Below are 23,238 nucleotides of genomic sequence, written 5' to 3'. Positions count from 1 at the left end.
ACTCGCGTGTTAGAACGGCGCAGTTCGCGCGACCGGGGATGTGCGACCGGATGTGGGCCTTGGTCGTTAAGGCCTTGGGGAGAATAGAATGATTGGGTTTCGTCGTCTTGCTCTGGCCGCGCTGATCCCGGCAGCGGTCTTGTCGCTGGGCTTTTCGGGCGCCCTGGCTCAGAGCCCAAGCCCGGCGCCGTCAGCCTCGGCAAGCCCCTCGCCGGCCCCGTCAGCCGCGCCCTCCCCGGCCGCAAGCGCATCGCCCGCGCCCGCAACAACGCCCTCGCCGGCACCATCGCCTGCGGCCAGCGCCTCACCGAGCCCGGCGGCGCCGCCGCCCGCAGCGGCCGCCACCCCTGCCCCGGTGCAGACCGCCGACCCCTTTGGTCAGGAAACCACGCTCGAGGCCAAGAAGGTCGTGATGGTCAAGGGCACTGCCAATTGGGACACCGCCTTCGACACCCTGATTGACGCCTTCAAGGCGCTGAACGCGCTGCTCGACAAGCAGGGCATCAAGCCATCTGGCAACCCGATGATCGTCTATACCTCGACCGACGACACCGGCTTCACCTTCCTCGCCGAGATCCCGATCGAGCAGGACCCGAAGAACCTGCCGAAGGACATGAGCATCGGCAAGTCGCCCGAGGGCAAGGCGCTGAAATTCGTCCATCGCGGCTCTTACGACAACATGGACAACACCTACGAGGCGATCACCAATCACCTCGACGACAAGAAGCTGGAAGCCAAGGACACGTTCATCGAGGAGTACCTCACCGATCCCTTGAAGACCGTCGAGGACAAGCTCGTGATCAATGTTTTTGTGCCGTTGAAGTGAGACCGATGAAGAAGCCTGCCGTAATCGCCGCCCTTTTCACCGCCGCGCTGCTGGCATCGCCTGCCTTTGCCGATGATTTCCCGTCCGCCATCACCGTAAGCGGCCAAGCAACCGTCTCGGCCGCGCCCGATCTCGCGCAGATCGATGCCGGCGTCGCCAATGACGCCAAGTCGGCGAAGGAAGCCTCCGATACCAACAACGCCGCGATGGGCAAGGTGCTGCTGGCACTGAAGGGCGCCGGCATCCCCGAAAAGGATTACCAGACATCGCGGCTGTCATTGCAACCGCAATATGCGCCGAACCGCTCGAGCGGCGCCTCGCCCGTGGTCGGCTTCCGCGCCTCCAACCGCGTCACGGTGAAGATTCGCGATGTGGCCACGGTCGCTAGCATCATCGACACGCTGGTCAGCGCCGGCGCGAATGATATCGGCAACATCTCGTTCGAGGTCACGCAGGCCTCGAAACTGCTCGACGATGCCCGCGAGCAGGCGGTGGCCGATGCGCGGCGCAAGGCCGAGATCTACGCCAAAGCCACCGGCGTCACGTTGGGTGCGCCACTCAGCGTCTCCGAGGGCGGCGCTCCGATGCCGCTGTTCAAGGGCCGCATGGCCGCAGCCCCGATGGCCGCGCCCGCGGCCGTCGCACCGGGTGAGGAAACGCTGGCGGTGACGGTGAATGTGAGCTGGGCGATCAAGGCGAAAGAGCAATAGGTCTTGAGAGGAGCACTGCCCGCTCCAAGCATAGCTGTCGTCCCCGCGCAGGCGGCGACCCATAACCACAGCGAGTGGTTATGATTCGACGCAGGTAACTCCGAGCCTTCGTCAAACTCCTCCCTTTGGTTATGCATCCCGGGCTCGCGACTTCGTCGCGGCCCGGGACAACGAGCTGTATGTGTTGGAACGGCGGAGATTAAATCTCCACCACTTGCCCCGGTTTCATCGCCACGAACCGCGCCTGCGGAATCTTCGCCGCGTCAAGTGCTTCCACCAGCGCCTTGGCCGGCGCATCGATGGCTTCATCCGTCAGCTGAAACGTGCCGTGATGATGGCCTAGCGCCCGCTCTGCGCCGCAATCGGCGAGCGCCTTCACCGCATCTTCCGGATTCATGTGCTGGTCGCGCATGAACCAGCGCGGCTCGTAAGCGCCGATCGGCAGGATTGCCAGACGCAAAGCTCCGTGCCGCTCGGCGACACGACGAAAATGCGTGCCGTCGCCATAGCCGGAATCGCAGACGACGTAGATCTTCCCCGCAGGTGTCTCCAACACGAAGCTCGCCCACAGCGCCTTGTTGCGGTCGAACAGGCTGCGCGCCGTCCAGTGCCGCGTCGGGACCAGATGCACCGCAATGCCGCCGCCGAGTTCGATCCGATCGTGCCAGTCGAATGCTTCCGCCTTGATGGTGGAGTCAGCCCGGCGCATCGTCACGTCATTGCCGAGCGGCGTCAGCACACGCGGGGCGAAGTTCTTGGCGAGCCGCGACAGCGTCGCGATATCCAGGTGATCGTAATGGCCGTGCGACACCAGCACGACGTCGATGTCAGGCAGGTTCTCGAATGCGATGCCGGGGTCGTTGTGCCGCTTCGGCCCAGCCCAGGCCACCGGCGAGACCCGCATCGACCAGACGGGATCGACCAGGATGTTCAGGCCGCCGGCCTGGATCAGCCAACTGGCATGGCCGACGAAGGAGAGCCGTACCTTGTCGCCCTCGACGCGCCCCGGCGGGATGTCGGCATGAGGGCTCGGGGCCCATTCCGGCCATTTCGCCCGTTCCCGCGCGCTGAACTGCCAGCGCAGCACCTCGCGCAGCGATTTTGGCGGCGCGCCGTCCGGATCAAAGAAGTGCAGGCCATTGAAATGGTCGGAGGCGGGACCGTCATAGGTTTTCATGCGGGACATCAAGGCTGGTGAGGTAAGACATCACCGGCTATATGGGCGGGGTCACCGAAAAAGGAACCCGTGACCGGAAACCTCCTGTTTTCAGGATCTTAGCCCGGCAAAGGCGTCCCGGCACCCTAACTTTCCTTGACTTTTGGCCGGGAGCGGCGTTTAACCCCGCTACTTTCTCGGAAAGGCTTTCTTTTCGACCCGCCGACTGGCCCTGGAGGCCAGAGGTCAACGCCCGACAGCGCGATGCGCCCTCGGGCGCAAAGGTGTTTGGAAGATCGCCATTCTGGCGAGCAGGACAAGGACAACTTCATTGTTCGACAATCTGTCGGAACGGCTTGGCGGCATTCTCGATCGTCTAACGGGGCGCGGTGCGCTGACCGAAAAGGATGTCGACGCCGCGATGCGCGAGGTGCGCCGCGCGCTGCTCGAGGCCGACGTTGCGCTCGAGGTCGTGCGCAGCTTCACCGAACGCGTCCGCGAACAGGCGATCGGCGCCACCGTCGTCAAGTCGGTCACCCCAGGCCAGATGGTGGTCAAGATCGTCCATGACGAGCTGATCAACACGCTCGGCGCGGAAGGCCAGACCATCGACGTCAATTCCGTGCCGCCGGTGCCGATCATGATGGTCGGTCTGCAAGGCTCGGGCAAGACGACCACCACCGCCAAGCTCGCCCGCCGCCTCGTCCAGCGCGACAAGCGCAAGGTGCTGATGGCCTCGCTCGACGTCTATCGCCCGGCGGCGATGGAGCAGCTGGCCGTGCTGGGCCGCGACCTCGACATTCCGACGCTGCCGATCGTGGCGGGCCAGCAGCCGTCGCAGATTGCCAAGCGCGCGCTGGAAGCCGGTAAGCTCGGCGGCTACGACATCGTGCTGCTCGACACTGCCGGCCGCACCACGCTCGACGAAGAGATGATGGCGGAGGCGGCCGCGATCAAAGCCGCGGCCAATCCACATGAAGTGCTGCTGGTCGCCGACAGCCTCACCGGTCAGGACGCCGTGAATCTGGCGCGCTCGTTCGACCAGCGCGTCGGTCTCACCGGCATCGTGCTGACCCGCGTCGACGGCGACGGCCGCGGGGGCGCCGCGCTGTCGATGCGCGCGGTCACCGGCAAGCCGATCAAGCTGATCGGTACCGGCGAAAAGACCGATGCGCTGGAAGACTTCCATCCTGATCGTATCGCCGGCCGTATCCTCGGTATGGGCGACGTGGTGTCGCTGGTCGAGAAGGCCGCCGCCAATATCGATGCCGAGAAGGCCGCGCGTACCGCCGAGCGCATGCGCAAGGGGCAGTTCGACCTCAATGACATGCGCGAGCAGCTGCTGCAGATGGCCAACATGGGCGGCATCAGTGGGTTGATGGGCATGATGCCCGGCATCTCCAAGATGAAGAATCAGATCGCCGCCGCCGGCATCGACGACAAGATCCTGAAGCGCCAGGTCGCCATCATCGATTCCATGACGCGCGACGAGCGCCGTCATCCCGATCTGCTCAAGGCCAGCCGCAAGAAACGCATCGCCGCAGGGTCCGGCCAGAGCGTCGAGCACGTCAACAAGCTGCTGAAGATGCACCGGAACATGGCCGACGTGATGAAGGCGATGGGCTCGGGCAAGCGCGGTCCGCTCGCCGGCATCGCGCAGGCGATGGGCTTTGGCGGCGGCATGAAGATGCCGTCTCCGGAAGAGATGAAAGCGCTTCAGGAAAAGATGGGCGGCGGCGGACAGGGTCTGCCCAGCCTGCCCAAGGATTTGCCGCCCGGTCTTCGCACCGGCCTGCCGAACCTGCCCGGACTGACCGGGCTGAGCGGCAAGCCGACGCTGCCGGGTCTCGGCGGTTTCCCGGGCAAGAAGAAATGAGGAATTCGTCGCAAGGGATCGCATCGGTCTCGCGCGACGCGGAATACCAATCAACCGAACAAAACGTACTTTGCAAACCACACTTTCAAGGAGAAACTGAATGTCCGTCGTTATCCGCCTCGCCCGCGCAGGCACCAAGAAGCGTCCCGTCTATCACGTCGTCGTCGCCGACTCGCGCTTCCCGCGCGATGGCCGCTTCATCGAGCGTCTCGGCTATTTCAACCCGCTGCTGCCGAAGGACAACGAAACCCGCCTGAAGCTCGACATGGACAAGGTGAAGGCCTGGCTCGCCAAGGGCGCGCAGCCGTCGGACCGCGTGTCCCGCTTCCTCGACGCCGCCGGCGTCAAGAAGCGCGAAGCGCGCAACAACCCCGAGAAGGCCGTGCCGCGCAAGGAGCGCAAGGCGCAGGCCGAAGCGGCTGCGAAGAGCTAAGGCGAGACCATGTCGGCGCTGATCTGCGTCGCGCGGATCGGCGCTGCGCATGGTGTGCGCGGCGCGGTCAAACTGTGGACTTTCACCGAAGATCCCTTTGCCGTGAAGCGCTACGGTCCGCTCCTCTCCAAGGACGGCAAGCGCCAGTTCGAACTGGCGCAAGTCCGCGAAGCCCGGGATCATCTGGTCGCGACCTTCAAAGGCGTCGCGACCCGCGATGAGGCCGAGCGCCTCAACGGCATCGAACTCTACGTCGCGCGCGAAAAACTGCCCGCCACCGATGAGGACGAATATTACCACGCCGATCTGATCGGGCTCGCCGCCGTCACCACCGACGGCGATGCGCTCGGTCGCGTGCTCGCGATCCATAATTTCGGCGCCGGCGACATCATCGAGATCGCACCCCTCAAGGGGGCGACGATGCTGGTGCCGTTCTCCAACGCAGTGGTGCCTGAGGTCGATATTGCGGGCGGCCGCGTGGTGATCGCGCTGCCGCAGGAGATCGAGGGCGACAGGGACGCGGACGATGATCTCTCCCCGGATCGTCCCCGCGAAGGCAACTGAGATCGAATGAGCAATCCCTCACCCTGGCACGTGACGGTGCTGACGCTGTTTCCGGAGATGTTTCCGGGGCCCCTCGGCGTGAGCCTGGCCGGCCGGGCCCTCGCCACCGGGATCTGGCAGATCGAAGCGCGGGACATCCGGGCCTCAGCCACGGACCGTCATCGCAGCGTCGATGACACTCCGGCGGGCGGTGGCCCCGGCATGGTGCTGCGGGCGGACGTTCTGGCGGCCGCCATCGATGCCGCTGATATCGCTCCCGAGCGGCCCAGATTGCTGATGAGCCCACGCGGTCGGCCATTGACCCAGGCGCGCGTCATGGAACTCGCGCAAGGCCCCGGCCCCCTGATCGTCTGCGGGCGATTCGAGGGGATCGACCAGCGGGTGATTGACGGCCGCAGCCTGGAGGAGCTCTCGATCGGGGATTACGTGCTATCGGGGGGCGAAATCGCCGCGATGGCGCTCGTCGACGCCTGCGTCCGGCTACTGCCGGGCGTCATGGGCAAGGAAGCCTCGGGGACCGAGGAGAGCTTTTCCGACGGCCTGCTCGAATACCCCCAATACACCCGCCCGCAGCTGTTCGAGGGGGTTCCGATCCCTGAGATCCTGACCTCCGGCGACCATGCCAAAGTCGCTGCCTGGCGGCGGGCGCAATCCGAAGCCCTGACGGCGGCCCGGCGGCCGGATTTATGGGCCCAAATCCCGCCCAAAGCCCCGAATCGGCCCGGACGCCAAAAAACGCCAAAAAACAAGACAGACGGGTGACAAACGCTCCGGCTTGCCTTATAGGAGCGCCCACATCCGCAATGGCTGGATAAACGAATTTCGCGCGGCCCCCGTTTTCGAAGGCTGGGCGCGCCGATGGAGATTTACCCATGAACCTGATCCAACAGCTTGAAAAAGAGCAATTCGACAAGCTCTCCGCCAGCAAGGACATTCCGGAATTCGGTCCCGGCGACACCGTGATCGTCAACGTGAAGGTCGTCGAAGGCGACCGCACCCGCGTGCAGGCCTATGAAGGCGTTTGCATCGGCCGTTCCGGCGGCGGCCTCAACGAGAGCTTCACCGTCCGCAAGATCTCTTACGGTGAAGGCGTGGAGCGCGTGTTCCCGGTGATGTCGCCGATGATCGACTCGATCAAGGTGGTGCGTCGCGGCAAGGTGCGTCGTGCCAAGCTCTATTATCTCCGCAACCTGCGCGGCAAGTCGGCCCGCATCGTGGAGAAGAGCGAGCACGCCAAGGCCGTCAACGAGTAAGCTTCGCCACGAGGCGATTTTTCGAAAGCGCGGGCAGGTCCCGCGCTTTTTTGTTGCGTCAGCCGTGCGCGTCAAACCACTCGCGCTTCCAAACCGGCCTGCTATATATTCCTGGAATGTTTCCAGATCTGACCAGCTTCGTGAGCCCCCGGCGCATCGTCATCGACGATCGCTCGCGGCTGCCTGGCCGATTTTTCGGACGCTTCGCGACCTCGGCAACGTCAGAGCTTATTCGCGCAGCCTGAGAGCTGCGCCGACGATTTGTTGCCCGCGCGTACTCGCGCACATCCGCTTCACACATTCTTTGGAGCTGACGCTCATGTCCAAGCCGACCACCCTGTACGACAAGATCTGGAACGACCATCTGGTGCACGAAGCCGACGACGGCACCTGCCTGCTCTATATCGACCGCCACCTGGTGCACGAGGTGACCTCGCCACAGGCCTTCGAAGGCCTGCGCGCCACGGGACGCAAGGTCCATGCGCCTGAGAAGACGCTCGCGGTCGTCGACCACAACGTGCCGACCACCGACCGCACCAAGCCGAATCCCGATCCTGAAAGCATCGAGCAGATCAAGGCGCTGGCCGAGAACGCCAAAGAGTTCGGCATCGAATATTACAACGAGTTCGACAAGCGCCAGGGCATCGTCCACGTCATCGGCCCCGAGCAGGGCTTCACGCTGCCCGGCACCACCATCGTCTGCGGTGACAGCCACACCTCGACGCATGGCGCGTTCGGCGCGCTCGCGCACGGCATCGGCACATCAGAGGTCGAGCACGTGCTGGCGACGCAGACGCTGATCCAGAAGAAAGCGAAGAACATGCGCGTCACCGTCGACGGCAAATTGCCCGACGGCGTGACCGGCAAGGACATCATCCTCGCCATCATCGGCGAGATCGGCACCGCAGGCGGTACCGGCTACGTGCTGGAATATGCCGGCGATGCAATCCGCGCGCTCAGCATGGAAGGCCGCATGACGGTCTGCAACATGTCGATCGAAGGCGGCGCGCGCGCCGGCCTCGTCGCGCCCGACCAGAAGGCGTACGACTTCCTGCGCGACCGTCCGAAGTCGCCGAAGGGCGCGGATTGGGATGCGGCGATGCGCTATTGGGAGAAGCTGCGCTCCGACGACGGCGCGCATTTCGACCACGAGCTGCGGCTCGATGCGGCCAAGCTGCCGCCGATCGTGACCTGGGGTACCAGCCCTGAGGACGTGATCTCGGTGACCGGCATCGTGCCCGACCCCGATAAGATCGCAGACGAGGCCAAGCGCATCTCCAAGCATCGGGCCCTGAAGTACATGGGTCTGACGGCGGGGACGAAGATCACCGACATCAAGCTCGACCGCGTCTTCATCGGCTCCTGCACCAACGGCCGCATCGAGGATCTGCGCGCCGCTGCGAAGATCGCCGAAGGCAAGACCGTTTCGGCGAATGTCAACGCCATGGTCGTGCCTGGCTCCGGCATCGTGAAGGAGCAGGCCGAGGCCGAAGGTCTGGACAAGATCTTCATCAAGGCCGGCTTCGAATGGCGCGAGCCCGGTTGCTCGATGTGCCTTGCGATGAACCCGGACAAGCTGAAGCCGGAAGAGCGCTGCGCCTCGACCTCGAACCGCAATTTCGAGGGCCGTCAGGGCTTCAAGGGCCGCACGCATCTGGTATCGCCGGCGATGGCGGCGGCCGCCGCGATCGCGGGCCATTTCGTCGACGTCAGGGATTGGCGCTAAGCTGCTCCCGACAATTGTAACTGATGCGGCAAGCCGCCGTTAATCGCCTGCACCGACACTGCGCCCTCGCGAGGACGCAGTGTCATGGCCAACAAGCCTGAATATGTCGACCTGATCAGCGATGCGACGCGCCAGCACCGGCGGCGCGCAACGCGCTTGCGCATCGTCGCCAAGCCCGAGGTCGAGGAGAGCTCGAAGCTGAGCCGCTGGCCGCCGGCGATGTTCCGGAAATGGAAGATCGAGACGCTGATGCGGTGGAAGCCGTCGTCATGGAATGTGAAGGATTGGCTTTGAGTCACGCACCAAGGGCGCCATGAAACAGCGGCGTGAACGCGCCCTGAATGAGCGAGGTTGCTGGCGTCACCAGAACGGCCCGTAGCCGAACACGAACGGCGCGGGCACGCGGTAGGGATAGGGACGGTAATAGACCGGCCGCGCGTAATAGTACGGATCGGGACGCGGCGTGTACCGCGCAACGTCGTATCGCGCATGCCGCCGCCCGTCGAACACCGCGCGCCCGGCGGAGGCATCGGGCAGCTTGGTCACGCGCTGCGTCGCGGACGCCCGGGACAGGCCGGTCGCAAGTGCGACGACAACAGCGAATGCGATCCATCTCGTCATGCTGACCTCCGCTGCAACATCGGGCAGCGCGTATCAGCCGCGGCGCCAGTAGCAGCTCATATGCGGCGTGATCACCGTGCCGCTCGGCCTGTGTTCCTGCACATAGGCGACATTGCACTCGCGCACCGCATCGGGGCCCGGATTGTAGCGCGGATAAACACCATCAGGACTGTAATAGGGCGTAACGCGCAGACGGGTCTGGGGCCGCCTGTGGGGCGGAGGGACGTCGTCGGGCGAGACCGCCTGGGCGATACGGACTTCGGTACCGGCTGTCTGGGCCTGCGCGCTCACGGCAACTTGCGAAAACAACCCCATGCACAGTAGAGCTACCGCTGTTCTTGCTCGCATTTTTGCGCCCACCTGAACTGTCCTCGACCTAGCGCCCACGCTCCCCGTTTTGGCGGCGCCCGTCAACCTCGCGCGCTTATAAAGCTGGATGCGCCAGCGGGAAACCCGCGCTAAGACAAGCCGATGTGGACGAACCTGAAAGCGCCCTCGCTGGCCGAGATGGAGGTGGCGGCGCACGACATTTTCGAGCGCCTGCCGGCAGAGTTTCGACGGCTGTGCGAAGGCCTGATCATCCGCGTCGACGACTTCCCGACCGAGGAGGTCCTGGACGAGATGGAGTGCGAGAGCGAGTTCGACCTGCTCGGCCTGTTCCAGGGCGTCGGCCTGCCCCAGCAGAGCCTTGGCGACGTGGCGCGGCTGCCCAACATGGTCTGGCTCTACCGCCGGCCGATCCTGGACTACTGGGCCGAGCACGATGAAAGCCTCGGCCATATCGTCCGCCACGTCCTGATCCACGAGATCGGCCACCATTTCGGCCTCTCGGACGACGATATGGCTGATATCGAGGCTCAGGCGGAGTAGGAGGCGGATTTGTCAAGGCGCGGTGCGGGGAGAAGCATCGTCAGTCGATAATCGGGCCAGCCCGCGAGAGACAGCGACACCTGCTGATAGTTCAGCAATCCCATGGTCGGATGATTGAAGGCGCGTTCGCCACCTTCGCGTGCCAGCACCCCATGCGTCTCCCAGCAGCGTGCGAAGTCGGGGCTTGCAATTCTCAGCTCGTCGACGAGCCGGCGAATATCCGGATCGTCGGAGTAGGCCGTCACCGCGGCGCGGAACTCCGCGACGACGCGATGCGCACGGGCCATCCAGTCAAGGATGAGCGTTTTGGCCTCAGGCCTGAGAAAGATGTAGCGTAGCAGGTTCGTCTCGCCGCCGGCATCGAGCCACTCCGCAAACAGTCGGGACGCTTTCGCATTCCAGCGACGCGCGCTCCATGTGCGATCGAGGATGTAGGCGGGACCGTCGATCGCATCGACGCAGGCCAGCACCGCCTCGGGTGGATCATCGCCGCCGCCCGGGCGCTCGGGGTCGCGCTTGCCGGCCACTTCGAACAGATAGCTGCGCTCGGCCCGTGACAGCCGCAATCCGCGTGCGAGGCGCGCAAGGGTCGAAGCCGAAACGGAGACATCGCGACCCTGCTCGATCCAGGTGTACCAGGTGGCGCTCAATCCGCAGAGCTGAGCGACCTCTTCGCGCCGAAGCCCGGGCGTGCGCCGTCGTGATCCGCCGGCGAGGCCGAATTCTGCCGGAGATTGCCGCTCCCGGAGCGCCCGCAGGAATGCGCTGAGCGAGAGAGCCGGGGCGGTCGGATCTGTTCCCTTCATGGTGGTTTTTATACCAGCATAAACAACTCTCTTAAACGGGTATATCTTACCTGATAGCTTTTGCGGCGGCGCTGCGCAAAGGACGCACGGACATGGGCAAGCAATTCGCGAAGATCGAACCAGAGCATCAGGCGTTCATCGAGCGGCAGAAGATATTCTTCGTCGCGAGCGCCCCGCCGAAGGGACGCATCAACGTGTCCCCCAAGGGCCTGTCCTCCTTCCGGGTGCTCGGAGACAGCGATGTCGCCTATCTCGATTGCACCGGCAGCGGCAGCGAGACCCGCGCACATCTGATCGCCTCCGGCGACAAGCGGCTGACCATCATGTTTTGCGCCTTCGATGGCCCTCCGATGATCCTGCGACTGTACGGCCAGGGCCGATCGATCATGCGCGGCACGCCTGAGTACGCCAATCTTGCCCCTCGGTTCGAGGACATGGCCGGGGCGCGCCAGATCGTGCGCCTTTCGGTCGACCTCGTGCAGACATCGTGCGGTATGGGCGTGCCCCTGTTCGACTACAAGCAGGAGCGCGGCAGCCTCATCCGTTACTGGACGGCGCAGGGCGTCAACAACTTACGCAAGTACTGGGGCCTGAAGAACGTGAAGAGCATCGACGGGCTGCCGACCGGCTTTGCCCCCGACAGCATGGCTCCGCAGATCTGACAGGTCACCGCTGACAGATCAGGTCTGACAGACCAAGATTGCCGAATCCGGCCTAGGATTTGTATTCCAACCGGGCTAAACAGCCCACCCTGACTGCAACCCGGGAAGCGCAACCATGGACAAGTTCACCACGCTGGAAGGCGTCGCGGCGCCGCTGAAGATCATCAATGTCGACACCGACATGATCATTCCGAAGCAGTACCTCAAGACGATCAAGCGCACCGGTCTTGGCAAGGGGCTCTTCTCCGAGCAGCGCTATAAGGACGACGGCAGCGAGAACCCGGATTTCGTCCTCAACCAACCCGCCTATCGCAACGCGAAGGTGCTGGTCGCCGGTGATAATTTCGGCTGCGGCTCGAGCCGCGAGCATGCGCCGTGGGCGCTGCTCGACTTCGGCATCCGCTGCGTGATCTCGACCTCGTTCGGCGACATCTTCTACAACAACTGCTTCAAGAACGGCATTCTGCCGATCCGCGTGTCGCAGGAAGATCTCGACAAGCTGTTCGACGACGCCGAGCGCGGTGCCAACGCGACGCTGACGATAGACCTGCCGAACCAGGAGATCCGCGGCCCCGACGGCGGCACGGTCAAGTTCGAGATCGACCCGTTCCGCAAGCACTGCCTGATCAACGGCCTCGACGACATCGGTCTCACCATGGAGAAGAAGGCCTCGATCGACACCTATGAAGAGAAGCTCAAGCGCGAGCGCGCCTGGGCCTGAGATCATATCTTTTGAGCATGATCTTTTCGGAAAACCGCTGCACACTTTTCCGGATCATGCTCTGAATTTCGTTCGAGCCCCGGTGCGTGCCGCGCGCCGGGGCTTTTTCTTTGCCCTTGATATCCCTATAGCTCGCCTATGCTGCCCGAGATCGTCACCTTCTGGCATGGCCCGATGGACGCATTGCGCCAGACCTGTCTGCGCTCGCAGCTGGCGGCCGGCCATAAGGTCACCGTCTACAGCTTCGACCCCATTCCCGGTCTGCCTGCCGGGATCGAGAATGCGGAGGCGGAAGCGATCTTGCCGCACGCGTTCTCCGAACGACTGCGACCGCCGCAGCCTGATGGCAGCTGGCGCGACTGGACCATTCTGCAGTTCAGCGATTTCTTCCGCATGAAGCTGATGGCGAGGGGTCTCGGCCTCTGGCTGGATGCCGACGTGCTGCTGCTCAAACCCGTCGAGATCGATCCGGCAAAAACCTATTTCGCCTGGGAGCGGCCGCGCCAGCTCGGCAATTCCGTGATCTATCTTCCGCCCCAGCACGGCATCGTGCGCGCGTTCGAGGAGCTGATGGCGCAAGAGGAGCTGACGCCGAACTGGCTGTCGCTGCGCCATCGCATCACCTTCGCGATGCGCCGCCTGCGCGGCGGCTCCAACCGTCTCTCCGATATTCGCGTCGCGATCTACGGCCCGGCCGCGCTCACGGCGCTCGCGCGCCGCACCGGCGAACTGCACAACGCGCTGCCGAAGCAGTCGTTCTACGCCGTGCATGCCGAGCCAAAGCTGTTCTTCGATCCCTCCAGCTATCTCGGCCTCGTCACCAACCCCGAGATCATCGGCCTGCACATCTCTCCTAAGGGCCGCGGCGGCGAAAAACCGATCCCGGGGAGTCTTTATGCGTGGGCGACGGAGCGGTTTGCATGAGGCTCCTGCGGCCGCTTACGATCCACGAGAGATGAGGCTCATGACCTCATGACCCATCGGATTTTCCTGCACGGTGTCCCCGATACGCCCACGATCTGGCAGCCTCTGATCGACAGGCTGGGCGAACCGGTGAGCGTCCCCTGCCTGCCTGGCTTCTGCGCACCAGCCCCGGACGGGTTCGGCTGCAGCAAGGATGAATACGTGCAATGGCTGGCCCAGCTGCTCGAGAGCCGATGCGAGCAAGACGGTCCGGTCGATCTGGTCGGTCATGATTGGGGAGCCCTGTTTACGCTTCGCGCCGCCTCGCTGCGTCCGGAGCTGATCCGGTCCTGGGCAATCTGCGGTGCGGCCATCGATCCCTCATATCGAGGTCACCTGATCGCCCGCATCTGGAACACCCCCATGCTGGGGGAGATCGCCATGGCGTTGTCGGGGAAGCCGGCCATCGAGAGCAGTTTTCGCCGAGGCGGGCTCCCGGCCGGACTGGCGCGACAGGAAGCGTCGGCCTGGACCCCTCACATGCGCAGCGCGATCCTCAGGCTTTATCGTTCGGCAAACGGCCTCCGTTTCGAAGGGGATTGGGTCGACCGCCTCGACCGGCTCCCCAAACGCGGGCTCGTGGTCTGGGGTGCCCTGGACCCCTACGTGCCGCTGTCCGTCGCCGAACGCTTTGCCGCAAGACATGCCAGCAAGCTTCACATCGAAGCGGACGCAGGCCATTGGCAGATCGTGGAGCGTGCGGAGACCGTTGCCGAGGCTCTGCTCGCGCACTGGCGCGATTGAGACTTTGCGGGCGCCGCGGCTTCCATTCCCAGTTTGATCCAGCGCAACGCGCCTCTGCATCATTGTGCTTAATTCGCTCCAATTCCGCCGTCCGAAGGGAGCTTTCCATGAGCACCGCAAGCAGGCCCTATCCCCTCGTCCAGGATCTCATCGAGTCCTTTGCCGGCTGGCTGAAGCATCGCCGCGAGCTGAGCGAGATACGGCAGCTCGATCGTTTCGATTTTGACCGGATCGCGAACGATCTCAGGATCGCGCCTGATGATCTCGAGGAGCTGGTTCGTCACGGCAAGCATTCCGCCGACGAGCTGCCGAAAATGCTGGAGCAGCTCGGCATCAGCGCGGAGCGGCTCGGGCAAGTGCAACCGCTTCTGCTGCGCGACATGGAGCGGGTCTGCTCGCTCTGCCAACACAAGGCACAATGCGACCGCGACCTTGCCGACGGCACCGCCCCGGAGAACTACCACGGCTATTGCGGCAATGCCGCGACGCTGGAATCCCTCGACCGCGCCGACGTCGCGCAGCATTGAGGCGGAAGACGCCGTCAGCGCCACGAATCGATGCCGGAGGGTCATCGAATCTGACCCTTCGCCTCAGCTGGATTCGAATCAGAACCATTCTTAAGAACGAACGCTGAGCCACCGAGTTACACAGGAAACTCGCGAGGTGAGACCATGCGTCGCTCAGATCTAGCAATCGTCTTCATCGTGGCCTCTGCATTGATTCCTGCCACGGCATTGGCTCAGCAGAGCGCAACCGACACCAACCAATCTTCGAGCCAGGTTGGGCCCAACGGCAATCCGCTGCAGGCCGGACCATCCCAAACTCAGAGCACACCAACTCAGCCGGAGCGCACGCCGCAGCAGTCCGACGAGCACCGTGAGCGAGATCGCCGCAGCGCGGAAGACACGCGCATCAATCGGGACTGGACGACGCGGCAACGTGATCGCGATACAATGGACATGGATCGTATGCGACAACGGCAGATGGGTCGCATGATGGACCAGGACGAGGAGCATCGGACCACGGGCCGGAATTGGCGGCGAGACGACGACGACATGGATCGCGGCCACAGATATGGCTCAGGAGACCGGAGCGAAGGTCGCTACTATGACGAGCCCCGGCGTCCTCGCGTGAAGACCTGCATCGAATACGAGAATGGCGACGAGTTCTGCCGGTACCGCGACTGAGCACTCTGCCGACGAGCGCGCCGTGCAGCGATAAGGCACGATGTGACCGCGAGCTTCCCGACGGCACCGCCGTCGAGAACTAGCAGAGCTATTGCGGTAACGCCGCGGGCTGGAATCGCTCGATCGCGTAGACGTCGCGCCGCACTGAGGCGGAACATTCGCCAGCGCGGATCAGACGTTTCCGCCGAGCCATGAGATCGTGAATAGTCATACGAATGCAAGATTTTGCTTGCGGGGCGGGCGCCCGCAATTGTCCGTGCTTGATCTCGACCGATGGCTCTGTTTGGATCAATTCGGTTCGACAATTGGTATCTCGTATCTCCGATCATCATGGTGAATGAAATCGTTGGATTGCGTCGTCCGTTGGGTGCCCGTTCACACGGAAGCACCGTGACCGCCCACCGCGCTGGCGTCGGGAATCGGCTACTGGCGGCGTTGCCGGCGGCGGATCTCGGCCTGCTCACGCCCTATTTCCAGAAGGTCTCATTCGAACCCGATGCCGTCCTGGTACGGTCGGGCGAAGAGCTCGACCCGGTTTATTTTCCCCATAGCGGCGCAATCGCTTTCATGCTCGATATGCCGGACGGGCAAACGGTCGCCACCACCCTGATGGGGCGGGAAGGCGCCTTGGCCTCATTCTCCGTGCTCGGCCCGTCGCCTTCATCCGTCACTGCAATTGCTCGCGTGGCGGGCACGGCATCGCTGATTTCCGCCGCCAAATTTCGGGCTGCCTTTGCGCAAAGCGCCGCCATCAGGCACGTCGTGCAGGTCCATGCCCGCGCGGTCTTGTTGCAGCTCCAGCATGTCGCCGCTTGCAACGCGCTGCACCGGGTGGATGGCCGCATGGCGCGCTGGCTCCTGCAGCTTCACGACCGCGTTCCCGATGACATGCTTCCGGTCACGCAGGAGGCGCTCGCGCAATTGCTCGGGGTGCGGCGCACGACAGTGACTCTAACGATGAGCAAGCTGCGCGAGGTCGGCGCCGTTCCGTCTGACCGACGCGGGTTCGTCGAAATCGATCGAGCGCGGCTCGAGAAGGCCGCATGCCATTGCTATGCGCTCATGCAGCGCACGATCGACCAGATGTATTGCGAGGAACTGGCCGCATCGCCGCCTGCTCCCGGCGAACAGAAGATGCCCGCCTGGAGCGGAGCAGCGGACCGCGCTTTTCCACGTTGATGCCTTAGCCCTTCCCCATCGCCGCGATCGCATCCGCGATCTCGATCGTGCGCCTGGCCATGTCGGCGTGCAGGCGCTCCACCATCGCGCCGTCGAGACGGATCGCGCCGCGCGAGGCGTTCTCCGGCAGCTCGAACGCCGCGATGATTTTTCGGGCGCGCGCGACTTCCTCTTCCGGCGGCGTGAAGATCGCGTTGCAGGCCTCGATCTGCGAGGGATGGATCAGCGTCTTACCGTCGAAGCCGAGGTCGCGGCCTTGCGCGCATTCGGTGGCAAAGCCGTCGGAATTGGCAATGTCGCTGTAAGGGCCATCGAGGATCTCGAGGCCGGCGGCGCGCGTTGCCAGGATGCAATGGGTGATCATCGGGATCATCGCGGCGCGGCCGGGCAGCATCTTGATCCGCGTCTCGCGCGAGATGTCGTTCGGGCCGAACACGAAGCCTGCCAGTCGCGATTTGGGATCGCGACCGGCCTCGGCCAGTTCCTCGGCATGCAGCACGGCCCGCGCAGTCTCGATCATCGCCCAGACCTTCACCGTCGGCGCCGCGCCGAGCCCGGCGAGGTCGCGGCCGATGGTCTGGAGTTCCTCGATGCTTGAAACTTTTGGAACCAGGATGCCGTCCGGCGATGCCTTGGCGGCCATCGCGATGTCTTCAGCCCACCACGGCGTGTCCAAGCCGTTGGTCCGGATCAGGATCTCGCGCTTGCCAAATCCCCTGGCCGCGATCGCGGCGGCGATGCCGTCGCGCGCCGCCGCCTTGGCGTCGGGGGCGACGGAATCTTCGAGGTCCAGGATCAGGCCGTCGGCGGCGAGGTTCCGCGCCTTTTCCAGAGCGCGAGGGTTGGAGCCGGGCATGAACAGATGGCTGCGGCGCGGGCGGGTCATGCTGATGGTCCTTCCGGTTTCCTCACGCGGGCTATTTCCTGGAGGCGATAGCATCCGGCCTGCCTGTTCGAAAGGCTTGTTCGCTCCAGCGGTATATGATTAGGCATAGGCCATGATCACATTCCCGAAGTCCTTGCTGGAAGGGTACAAAGCCTTCGCCACCCAGCGGCTCCCCGACGAGCAAAGCCGCTATCGCGAGCTGTCGGTGAAGGGGCAGTCACCTGAAGTGATGGTAATCGGCTGCTGCGACAGCCGCGTCTCACCCGAGGTGATTTTCGACGTCGGCCCGGGCGAATTGTTCGTCGTGCGCAACATCGCCAATCTGGTGCCGACCTATCAGCCCGACGAGAACGCGCATGGCGTCTCCGCCGCGCTGGAATATGCGGTGACCGTGCTGAAGGTGAAGCACATCGTGGTGCTCGGCCACGCCCAGTGCGGCGGTATCCGCGCCTTCGTCGACAAGATCGAACCGCTCACGCCCGGCGATTTCATCGGCAAATGGATGCAGATGTTCATCAAGCCCGGCGAAGTGGTCGAGCAGCGCGACCACGAGACGATGGCGCAATTCGTCGAGCGCATCGAGAAGGCCGCGGTGTTCCGCAGCCTGGAAAATCTCATGACGTTTCCGTTCGTGCGCAAAGCCGTCGAGAACGGCCAGATGCAGCTGCACGGCGCCTATTTCGGCGTCGCGGAGGGAACGCTGTTCGTGCTGGACAAGGCGACCAAGGAATTCAAAAAGGCGAATGGCGAATAGGGAGTGGCGAATGGCGCGTTGCGAATGGAAAATCCATTCGCCATTCGCTACTCACCACTCGGCTCGTTTCAGGCCGCCTGCTTCTTCGCGCTGATCAGCTTGCGGTTGATCAGGACTTCCGCGATCTGGATCGCGTTCAGCGCTGCGCCCTTGCGTAAGTTGTCGGATACGCACCACAGCACGAGGCCGTTCTCCACCGTCGCGTCCTCGCGGATGCGGCTGATATAGGTGGCGTCCTCGCCGGCGGCTTCATAGGGCGTCGCGTAGCCGCCGGGCTCCTGCTTGTCGATCACGAGGCAGCCGGGCGCCTTGCGCAGGATCTCGCGCGCTTCGTCGGCGGTGATGGGATTCTCAAACTCGATGTTGACGGCCTCGGAGTGACCGACAAAGACGGGCACGCGCACGCAGGTGGCGGTGAGCTTGATCTTGGGATCGAGAATCTTCTTGGTCTCCGCCATCATCTTCCACTCCTCCTTGGTGAAGCCGTCTTCCATGAAGACGTCGATGTGGGGGATGACGTTGAAGGCGATGCGCTTGGGGAATTTCTTCGCGATCAGCTCGTCATTGGTGTAGACGGCCTTGGTCTGCGAGAACAATTCGTCCATCGCGTCCTTGCCGGCGCCCGACACCGATTGATAGGTCGAGACCACGACGCGCTTGATCGTTGCCTTGTCGTGCAGCGGCTTCAGCGCGACCACGAGCTGCGCGGTCGAGCAGTTCGGGTTGGCGATGATGTTCTTCTTCTTGAACCCTTCGGTCGCAGCCGCATTCACCTCAGGCACGATCAGCGGCACGTCCGGGTCCATGCGCCAGGCCGAGGAATTGTCGATCACGACGGCGCCGGCGGCGCCGATCTTCGGCGACCATTCCTTCGACACCGAGCCGCCGGCCGACATCAGGCAGATGTCGACGTCGGAGAAATCGTAATGCTCGAGCGCTTTGACCTTCAGGGTGCGGTCGCCATAGGAGACCTCGACGCCGACGCTGCGGCGCGACGCCAGGGCCACGACCTCGTCCGCAGGGAATTTGCGCTCATCCAGGATGTTGAGCATTTCCCGTCCGACATTGCCGGTCGCGCCGACGACTGCGACTTTGTAACCCATCGTTCACTCTCCGATGAAAAAGCCCGTTCCTGAAGCTGACGCTTAAACAGGAGGAGCAGCGCTTCTATGCGAGAACCGGCCTCAAGACAACGTTGGACCATCTCTGAAGGCCGTGGATGCAGTCGCCTGAGGCCGGCCCGGCCGTCAGCCCCACCCAGATCCACCTGACGCTCGCCAATTTCGCCGACGAGGTCGTCGGCACGCTGGCGCGCCTGTTCGCCTATGTGGGGACGCTGGCTTTGTTTGCCATGCTCGCCCTCGCAGGGCTCCGCCAGCTGCCTGATTTGCGCGACGATGATCCCGCCGGGAAGCCGGGCTGGGCCGTGGCCACCCGCTCGCGCCCGGCGTTCGCTCTCAGCCGCCTAGATTCGTCCGATAAAACAGCGTCTTACACCATCTTCCGGCACCCCGGGGGCGGCCGGCGCGACATCCTGCGCTGGGCTGGCGATGCCGACAGGCCGGTGGCGGAGCTCGAGATCTACCGGGAAGGCTACGAATTTGACGTCACGCGTCCGGCGGCTGCCGGTCTCGCCGTCCAGATGGGCCTGGATGCGGCCACCGCGCTCGAGCAGGCCGGCCTGATCGAGACCAAATTCGGCCCCGTCGCCCTGTTCCGGCCATCCGGCACCACGGCCTGCCTGGGTTACCTCAAGCGCCACGAGGAACCGGGCTTGCAGATCTCCGGCTTCTCCTGCCAGGGCGACACGATGCCGGCGAGGCGTGCGGCAATCGCCTGCACGCTGAACCGGCTGACGCTGCTGACCTCAGGCAACGAGCCGACGCTCGCCGAATTGTTCGCCCATGCGGAGCTGAAGCGCCGCGCCTGCGACGCGCAGGGCTCGGCGGACTGGCTGGTGGGTGCCGCGAACGCGCAATTGCGCGGCACGCTCTAGGCCGCATCAAGCCCAAGTCGCTGGTATCCATGCAACTTTTGCGGGCGCGCCCCATTATTCCGGCGCGGTGTGACTGAATAGACCTAGTTCCGGTCCCCCCGGCCGGGGTAGTATGGGGTGAAATCGAGTGGCGGCTTGCCGCCTGAAGGGGACGTGATGAGCTCGAAATTCTCTGCCAAACTGGCGGCCTTCTTTGCGGCTGGCGCTGTTGTCGCTGTGGCCTTCGCGGCGCCGGCCTCGGCCGACACCAAGACCAAGCAGCGCTTTGACGATCGCGGCCGGCACTATTACGGCCCTGCTGGTCCCAACGCCGTGTATCAACAAGGCCGCACCCGTATTTACGTGAGCAAGCGCTCCTGGCTCGACGGCGGCACCGAGGTCAATCCGGGCGACCGCAAGTTCACCGATTACGCCTTCCCGCCGGCTGTCGGCTATCCGTCCTTCGCCCGCGAGAACCTCAACCGCCCGATCGATCGCCAGCCGCTGGCGACCCCGGCCGATGTCGGCGGCTACCCGCAGAATTTCCCGCTGTACTGAACGGCGTATCTTTCGAATCAAAACGGCCGGGCTCGCGCCCGGCCATTTTTGTTTGGGGAGATCTCGTAGGGTGGGTTACGCCAAACGGCCTGCGCTTCGCGCAGTCCGCATGGCTAACCCACCCTATGATTCTGTACCCGCCTTACGCGTGCAGCTTCTGCAATTCCTTCAGGATCGCTTCGCCCATTTGCGTGGTCGAGACGGCCGTGGTGCCTTCCGACTTGATGTCGGCGGTGCGGAGACCGCCGGCGAGCACGGCCGATATCGCGGCGTCGACCTTATCGGCGAGCGCGCCCATGTCGAAGGAATAGCGCAGCGCCATGCCGAAGGACGAGATCATCGCGATCGGATTGGCGAGGCCCTTGCCGGCGATATCGGGGGCCGAACCGTGCACGGGCTCGTACAGCGCCTTGCGCTTCTTGGTCTTGACGTCGACCTCGCCGAGCGAGGCCGAGGGCAGCATGCCGAGCGATCCGGTGAGCATCGCCGCGATGTCGGACAGCATGTCGCCGAACAGATTGTCGGTGACGATGACATCGAACTGCTTCGGCCACTTCACCAGCATCATGCCGCCGGAATCGGCGAGCTGGTGCTCGAGCGTGACGTCGGGATATTCGCGCTTGTGGACCGCCGTCATGACCTCGTTCCAGAGCACGCCCGACTTCATGACGTTGCGCTTCTCCATCGACGTCACCTTGTTCTTGCGCTTCCGGGCAAGCTCGAAGGCGACGCGGCCGATGCGCTCGATCTCATAGGTGTCGTAGACCTGGGTATCGATGGCGCGCTTCTGACCGTTGCCGAGATCGGTGATGGTCTTGGGTTCGCCGAAATAGACGCCTCCGGTGAGCTCGCGCACGATGACGATGTCGAGACCCTCGACCGCCTCGCGCTTCAGGCTCGAAGCATCCGCCAGCGCCGGATAGCAGACGGCGGGACGCAGGTTGGCGAACAAAGCGAGATCCTTGCGCAGGCGGAGCAGGCCGGCTTCGGGGCGGACCTCGTAGGGCACCGCATCCCACTTCGGGCCGCCGACGGCGCCGAAGATCACGGCGTCGGCGTCCTTGGCCTTGGCCATGTCGCCTTCCGAGATCGAGACCTTGTGGGCGTCATAGGCCGAGCCGCCGACGAGGCCGGTATCGGTCTCGAACTTGGCGATCCCTGCCGAATTCAGCCAATCGATCAGCCGCTTCACCTCGCCCATCACCTCGGGGCCGATACCGTCGCCGGGGAGCAGCAGCAATTTGTGGGTCGCCATGGTCGTTCTTCCTCAGATTTTTCTCGTCATTGCCGGGCTTGACCCGGCAATCCAGCTCTCTTGAACGATGGATGCCCGGGTCAAGCCCGGGCATGACGAACGGGATGAATTTCGGCCGGAGTGCTAGAGCGGCGTTGCGCGCTTGGCAAGACACCATTGCCGCGCCGCGGCTGTGCAAGGCGGGCGGGGCCTGCCACAGTGCGGGCCGCCGGAGTAGCCCTTTGCACGCGCCTGACCGCTCGCCCCCAGCCCATCCCGCAAGGCTGATCCTGACCCTGTCGCTGGCCGCAACCGTCGGGCTCGGCATCGGCCGTTTTGCCTATGCGCTGGTGCTGCCCGACATGCGGGAGGACCTCGGCTGGTCCTATTCGGCAGCCGGTTTCATGAACACCATCAACGCCGTCGGCTACCTCGTAGGCGCGCTGGCAGCGTCGCGGCTGATCCAGCGCGTGGGCTGGTCGGCGGCGATCCGGCTGGGAACCGTGGCCTGTGTTGCCGCGCTCGCCACTTGTGCGCTGACGGGGAACTTCATCGCGCTGAGCCTTGCGCGCCTGGTGCTGGGCTTAGGTGCCGCGGCGGGCTTCGTCGCCGGCGGCGCGCTGGCCGCGACGATTGCGCAATCGCGACCGGAGCGGGCGAATTTCCTGCTGAGTCTGTTTTACGCCGGGCCCGGCATCGGCATTCTCTCCTCCGGGCTGATCGCACCGTTCACGCTGCAGCATTTCGGCCCGGGATCGTGGTGGATCGTGTGGTGGGCGATGACGCTGCTCTCGGCCGCGATGACGGTGCCGCTGTTCCTGATCCCCATCGAGAGCCGCGCGCGCTTCTCCGAAGACAGCCACGCATCCTTCGCCATTCTTCCCGTGCTGATCTACCTCGCCGCCTATTTCCTGTTCGGCGCCGGTTACATCGCCTACATGACCTTCATGATCGCCTATGTCCGCGACGGCGGCGGCGGCGCCGCAGCGCAGGCGGCGTTCTGGAGCCTGATCGGCCTGTCCGCCTTCGTCACGCCCTGGGCCTGGCGCGGCGTGCTCGCGCTCGACCGCGGCGGGCTCGCCACCGCGATCATCCTCGGCACCAACGCACTGGGTGCGGCCTTGCCGATCCTCGGGCATTCGCCGGCATGGCTCGGAATCTCGGCGGTGGTGTTCGGCGTCGCCTTCTTCGCCGTCGTCGGCTCGACCACCGCGTTCGTGCGCTTCAACTATCCGCCGGAGGTGTGGCCGACCGCGATCGCGGCGATGACGATCTCGTTCGGCATCGGCCAGACGCTCGGCCCGATCGTAGTCGGCGCGATCACGGATGCGCTGGGGAGCTTGAGCTACGCGCTCAACGTGTCGGCGGCGCTGCTGGCGCTGGGAGCGGTGCTGGCGCTGTGCCAGCGAAAGGTGGGGCCGGCCAAGCAACCGGTGCCGTAGGGTGGGTTAGCGCCAGCGTAACCCATCACTTCTGTCACCGTGGAAACGAAAGAGGTGGGTTAGGCCGAGCAGATGCGCTTCGCCCATCTGCA

28 protein-coding genes are annotated in these 23,238 nt (G+C 64.3%); 21 read left to right on the top strand and 7 right to left on the bottom strand.

Going from position 1 to position 23,238, the window contains the following annotated elements:
* The first annotated feature begins 88 nt into the window (after nt 1–88).
* Nucleotides 89–826 (top strand): GyrI-like domain-containing protein, encoded by a 738-nt coding sequence (locus BM374_RS06250; RefSeq protein WP_092289917.1) that lies wholly within the window; start codon nt 89–91, stop codon nt 824–826.
* A gap of 5 nt (nt 827–831) precedes the next feature.
* Entirely contained in the window at nt 832–1,536 is a 705-nt protein-coding gene (locus BM374_RS06245; protein ID WP_177248123.1) for an SIMPL domain-containing protein, read from the top strand.
* A 199-nt stretch (nt 1,537–1,735) separates the two neighbouring features.
* Here BM374_RS06245 and BM374_RS06240 read toward each other — a convergent pair whose 3' ends face one another.
* A complete protein-coding gene (locus BM374_RS06240; RefSeq protein WP_092289915.1) occupies nt 1,736–2,722 on the bottom strand; it encodes an MBL fold metallo-hydrolase in 987 nt (328 codons plus the stop codon).
* 301 nt (nt 2,723–3,023) lie between these two features.
* Here BM374_RS06240 and ffh point away from each other — a divergent pair, with 301 nt between their 5' ends.
* From ffh to BM374_RS06205, 7 genes are all read left to right on the top strand, one after another.
* Nucleotides 3,024–4,568, top strand: a complete 1,545-nt coding sequence (ffh, locus tag BM374_RS06235) for a signal recognition particle protein (RefSeq protein ID WP_092289914.1) — start codon at nt 3,024–3,026, stop codon at nt 4,566–4,568.
* 100 nt (nt 4,569–4,668) lie between these two features.
* Nucleotides 4,669–5,001: a 30S ribosomal protein S16 gene (rpsP, locus tag BM374_RS06230; RefSeq protein WP_061850367.1), complete on the top strand. Its 333-nt coding sequence runs from the start codon at nt 4,669–4,671 to the stop codon at nt 4,999–5,001.
* Between the two features lie 9 nt (nt 5,002–5,010).
* On the top strand, nt 5,011–5,565 hold the full coding sequence (gene rimM, locus BM374_RS06225) for a ribosome maturation factor RimM (protein ID WP_092289913.1): 555 nt from the start codon (nt 5,011–5,013) through the stop codon (nt 5,563–5,565).
* Nucleotides 5,566–5,571: 6 nt separating this feature from the next.
* On the top strand, nt 5,572–6,327 hold the full coding sequence (gene trmD, locus BM374_RS06220) for a tRNA (guanosine(37)-N1)-methyltransferase TrmD (RefSeq protein WP_092289912.1): 756 nt from the start codon (nt 5,572–5,574) through the stop codon (nt 6,325–6,327).
* Nucleotides 6,328–6,437: 110 nt separating this feature from the next.
* A complete protein-coding gene (gene rplS, locus BM374_RS06215) occupies nt 6,438–6,818 on the top strand; it encodes a 50S ribosomal protein L19 (RefSeq protein WP_092289911.1) in 381 nt (126 codons plus the stop codon).
* Nucleotides 6,819–7,137: 319 nt separating this feature from the next.
* Nucleotides 7,138–8,544 (top strand): 3-isopropylmalate dehydratase large subunit, encoded by a 1,407-nt coding sequence (gene leuC / locus BM374_RS06210; protein ID WP_092290287.1) that lies wholly within the window; start codon nt 7,138–7,140, stop codon nt 8,542–8,544.
* 84 nt (nt 8,545–8,628) lie between these two features.
* Nucleotides 8,629–8,838, top strand: coding sequence for a hypothetical protein (locus BM374_RS06205; RefSeq protein ID WP_092289910.1), 210 nt, complete (start codon nt 8,629–8,631; stop codon nt 8,836–8,838).
* 66 nt (nt 8,839–8,904) lie between these two features.
* Here BM374_RS06205 and BM374_RS06200 read toward each other — a convergent pair whose 3' ends face one another.
* Together BM374_RS06200 and BM374_RS06195 are read right to left on the bottom strand one after the other, a co-directional pair.
* Nucleotides 8,905–9,165, bottom strand: coding sequence for a hypothetical protein (locus BM374_RS06200; protein WP_092289909.1), 261 nt, complete (start codon nt 9,163–9,165; stop codon nt 8,905–8,907).
* Nucleotides 9,166–9,198: 33 nt separating this feature from the next.
* On the bottom strand, nt 9,199–9,480 hold the full coding sequence (locus BM374_RS06195; RefSeq protein ID WP_177248121.1) for a hypothetical protein: 282 nt from the start codon (nt 9,478–9,480) through the stop codon (nt 9,199–9,201).
* A gap of 156 nt (nt 9,481–9,636) precedes the next feature.
* On the opposite strand from BM374_RS06195, the gene BM374_RS06190 reads away from it, so the two are divergent.
* A complete protein-coding gene (locus BM374_RS06190) occupies nt 9,637–10,035 on the top strand; it encodes a metallopeptidase family protein (protein ID WP_092289908.1) in 399 nt (132 codons plus the stop codon).
* Here the strand turns inward: BM374_RS06190 and BM374_RS06185 are convergent.
* Nucleotides 10,023–10,841 (bottom strand): helix-turn-helix transcriptional regulator, encoded by an 819-nt coding sequence (locus tag BM374_RS06185; RefSeq protein WP_177248120.1) that lies wholly within the window; start codon nt 10,839–10,841, stop codon nt 10,023–10,025. The two genes, BM374_RS06190 and BM374_RS06185, sit on opposite strands and share 13 nt — an antisense overlap.
* Before the next feature lie 92 nt (nt 10,842–10,933).
* Here BM374_RS06185 and BM374_RS06180 point away from each other — a divergent pair, with 92 nt between their 5' ends.
* From BM374_RS06180 to BM374_RS06150, 7 genes are all read left to right on the top strand, one after another.
* Nucleotides 10,934–11,503 (top strand): pyridoxamine 5'-phosphate oxidase family protein, encoded by a 570-nt coding sequence (locus BM374_RS06180; protein ID WP_092289904.1) that lies wholly within the window; start codon nt 10,934–10,936, stop codon nt 11,501–11,503.
* A 115-nt stretch (nt 11,504–11,618) separates the two neighbouring features.
* Complete coding sequence (gene leuD / locus BM374_RS06175; protein WP_061027179.1) at nt 11,619–12,224, top strand: 3-isopropylmalate dehydratase small subunit; 606 nt, start codon at nt 11,619–11,621, stop codon at nt 12,222–12,224.
* 138 nt (nt 12,225–12,362) lie between these two features.
* Nucleotides 12,363–13,148 (top strand): glycosyltransferase family 32 protein, encoded by a 786-nt coding sequence (locus tag BM374_RS06170; protein WP_092289902.1) that lies wholly within the window; start codon nt 12,363–12,365, stop codon nt 13,146–13,148.
* A gap of 48 nt (nt 13,149–13,196) precedes the next feature.
* Nucleotides 13,197–13,931 (top strand): alpha/beta fold hydrolase, encoded by a 735-nt coding sequence (locus BM374_RS06165; protein WP_092289900.1) that lies wholly within the window; start codon nt 13,197–13,199, stop codon nt 13,929–13,931.
* 107 nt (nt 13,932–14,038) lie between these two features.
* Nucleotides 14,039–14,458: a DUF6455 family protein gene (locus BM374_RS06160; RefSeq protein ID WP_092289899.1), complete on the top strand. Its 420-nt coding sequence runs from the start codon at nt 14,039–14,041 to the stop codon at nt 14,456–14,458.
* A gap of 144 nt (nt 14,459–14,602) precedes the next feature.
* The gene (locus BM374_RS06155) at nt 14,603–15,118 is read left to right on the top strand and encodes a hypothetical protein (protein ID WP_092289898.1); all 516 of its coding nucleotides are present in this window, start codon (nt 14,603–14,605) and stop codon (nt 15,116–15,118) included.
* Nucleotides 15,119–15,508: 390 nt separating this feature from the next.
* Complete coding sequence (locus tag BM374_RS06150; RefSeq protein ID WP_092290283.1) at nt 15,509–16,297, top strand: Crp/Fnr family transcriptional regulator; 789 nt, start codon at nt 15,509–15,511, stop codon at nt 16,295–16,297.
* A 4-nt stretch (nt 16,298–16,301) separates the two neighbouring features.
* On the opposite strand, the gene BM374_RS06145 is transcribed toward BM374_RS06150, so the two are convergent.
* Nucleotides 16,302–17,183, bottom strand: a complete 882-nt coding sequence (locus tag BM374_RS06145; protein ID WP_092289897.1) for an HpcH/HpaI aldolase/citrate lyase family protein — start codon at nt 17,181–17,183, stop codon at nt 16,302–16,304.
* A 112-nt stretch (nt 17,184–17,295) separates the two neighbouring features.
* Here BM374_RS06145 and BM374_RS06140 point away from each other — a divergent pair, with 112 nt between their 5' ends.
* A complete protein-coding gene (locus BM374_RS06140) occupies nt 17,296–17,937 on the top strand; it encodes a carbonic anhydrase (protein WP_092289896.1) in 642 nt (213 codons plus the stop codon).
* Between the two features lie 68 nt (nt 17,938–18,005).
* Here the strand turns inward: BM374_RS06140 and BM374_RS06135 are convergent, their stop codons facing one another.
* The gene (locus BM374_RS06135; protein WP_092289895.1) at nt 18,006–19,040 is read right to left on the bottom strand and encodes an aspartate-semialdehyde dehydrogenase; all 1,035 of its coding nucleotides are present in this window, start codon (nt 19,038–19,040) and stop codon (nt 18,006–18,008) included.
* A gap of 116 nt (nt 19,041–19,156) precedes the next feature.
* Between BM374_RS06135 and BM374_RS06130 the strand changes: the two genes are divergently transcribed.
* Nucleotides 19,157–19,933 carry a hypothetical protein gene (locus BM374_RS06130; protein WP_092289894.1) on the top strand — a complete coding sequence of 259 codons (777 nt, stop codon included), beginning with the start codon at nt 19,157–19,159 and terminating at the stop codon, nt 19,931–19,933.
* Between the two features lie 156 nt (nt 19,934–20,089).
* Entirely contained in the window at nt 20,090–20,470 is a 381-nt protein-coding gene (locus BM374_RS06125) for a hypothetical protein (protein ID WP_092289893.1), read from the top strand.
* 142 nt (nt 20,471–20,612) lie between these two features.
* On the opposite strand, the gene leuB is transcribed toward BM374_RS06125, so the two are convergent.
* A complete protein-coding gene (leuB, locus tag BM374_RS06120) occupies nt 20,613–21,725 on the bottom strand; it encodes a 3-isopropylmalate dehydrogenase (protein WP_092289891.1) in 1,113 nt (370 codons plus the stop codon).
* Between the two features lie 221 nt (nt 21,726–21,946).
* On the opposite strand from leuB, the gene BM374_RS06115 reads away from it, so the two are divergent.
* A complete protein-coding gene (locus BM374_RS06115) occupies nt 21,947–23,146 on the top strand; it encodes a YbfB/YjiJ family MFS transporter (protein WP_177248119.1) in 1,200 nt (399 codons plus the stop codon).
* Nucleotides 23,147–23,238 lie beyond the last annotated feature (92 nt).

The organism is Bradyrhizobium sp. Ghvi, assembly GCF_900115265.1.
GTDB lineage: Bacteria > Pseudomonadota > Alphaproteobacteria > Rhizobiales > Xanthobacteraceae > Bradyrhizobium.
This window is presented reverse-complemented; position numbering and strand designations above follow the sequence as displayed.

Excerpts from the sequence above, each read along its gene's own strand:
- leuB (WP_092289891.1), bottom strand. The coding sequence starts at position 21,725 with ATGGCGACCCACAAATTGCTGCTGCTCCCCGGCGACGGTATCGGCCCC.
- leuD (WP_061027179.1), top strand. The coding sequence starts at position 11,619 with ATGGACAAGTTCACCACGCTGGAAGGCGTCGCGGCGCCGCTGAAGATC.
- trmD (WP_092289912.1), top strand. The coding sequence starts at position 5,572 with ATGAGCAATCCCTCACCCTGGCACGTGACGGTGCTGACGCTGTTTCCG.
- rimM (WP_092289913.1), top strand. The coding sequence starts at position 5,011 with ATGTCGGCGCTGATCTGCGTCGCGCGGATCGGCGCTGCGCATGGTGTG.
- BM374_RS06140 (WP_092289896.1), top strand. The coding sequence starts at position 17,296 with ATGATCACATTCCCGAAGTCCTTGCTGGAAGGGTACAAAGCCTTCGCC.
- BM374_RS06145 (WP_092289897.1), bottom strand. The coding sequence starts at position 17,183 with ATGACCCGCCCGCGCCGCAGCCATCTGTTCATGCCCGGCTCCAACCCT.
- BM374_RS06155 (WP_092289898.1), top strand. The coding sequence starts at position 14,603 with ATGCGTCGCTCAGATCTAGCAATCGTCTTCATCGTGGCCTCTGCATTG.
- BM374_RS06165 (WP_092289900.1), top strand. The coding sequence starts at position 13,197 with ATGACCCATCGGATTTTCCTGCACGGTGTCCCCGATACGCCCACGATC.
- BM374_RS06180 (WP_092289904.1), top strand. The coding sequence starts at position 10,934 with ATGGGCAAGCAATTCGCGAAGATCGAACCAGAGCATCAGGCGTTCATC.
- BM374_RS06160 (WP_092289899.1), top strand. The coding sequence starts at position 14,039 with ATGAGCACCGCAAGCAGGCCCTATCCCCTCGTCCAGGATCTCATCGAG.
- rplS (WP_092289911.1), top strand. The coding sequence starts at position 6,438 with ATGAACCTGATCCAACAGCTTGAAAAAGAGCAATTCGACAAGCTCTCC.
- rpsP (WP_061850367.1), top strand. The coding sequence starts at position 4,669 with ATGTCCGTCGTTATCCGCCTCGCCCGCGCAGGCACCAAGAAGCGTCCC.
- BM374_RS06240 (WP_092289915.1), bottom strand. The coding sequence starts at position 2,722 with ATGTCCCGCATGAAAACCTATGACGGTCCCGCCTCCGACCATTTCAAT.
- BM374_RS06205 (WP_092289910.1), top strand. The coding sequence starts at position 8,629 with ATGGCCAACAAGCCTGAATATGTCGACCTGATCAGCGATGCGACGCGC.
- BM374_RS06125 (WP_092289893.1), top strand. The coding sequence starts at position 20,090 with ATGAGCTCGAAATTCTCTGCCAAACTGGCGGCCTTCTTTGCGGCTGGC.
- leuC (WP_092290287.1), top strand. The coding sequence starts at position 7,138 with ATGTCCAAGCCGACCACCCTGTACGACAAGATCTGGAACGACCATCTG.
- BM374_RS06200 (WP_092289909.1), bottom strand. The coding sequence starts at position 9,165 with ATGACGAGATGGATCGCATTCGCTGTTGTCGTCGCACTTGCGACCGGC.
- BM374_RS06245 (WP_177248123.1), top strand. The coding sequence starts at position 832 with ATGAAGAAGCCTGCCGTAATCGCCGCCCTTTTCACCGCCGCGCTGCTG.
- BM374_RS06135 (WP_092289895.1), bottom strand. The coding sequence starts at position 19,040 with ATGGGTTACAAAGTCGCAGTCGTCGGCGCGACCGGCAATGTCGGACGG.
- BM374_RS06250 (WP_092289917.1), top strand. The coding sequence starts at position 89 with ATGATTGGGTTTCGTCGTCTTGCTCTGGCCGCGCTGATCCCGGCAGCG.
- BM374_RS06130 (WP_092289894.1), top strand. The coding sequence starts at position 19,157 with ATGCAGTCGCCTGAGGCCGGCCCGGCCGTCAGCCCCACCCAGATCCAC.
- BM374_RS06170 (WP_092289902.1), top strand. The coding sequence starts at position 12,363 with ATGCTGCCCGAGATCGTCACCTTCTGGCATGGCCCGATGGACGCATTG.
- BM374_RS06190 (WP_092289908.1), top strand. The coding sequence starts at position 9,637 with ATGTGGACGAACCTGAAAGCGCCCTCGCTGGCCGAGATGGAGGTGGCG.
- BM374_RS06185 (WP_177248120.1), bottom strand. The coding sequence starts at position 10,841 with ATGAAGGGAACAGATCCGACCGCCCCGGCTCTCTCGCTCAGCGCATTC.
- BM374_RS06195 (WP_177248121.1), bottom strand. The coding sequence starts at position 9,480 with ATGGGGTTGTTTTCGCAAGTTGCCGTGAGCGCGCAGGCCCAGACAGCC.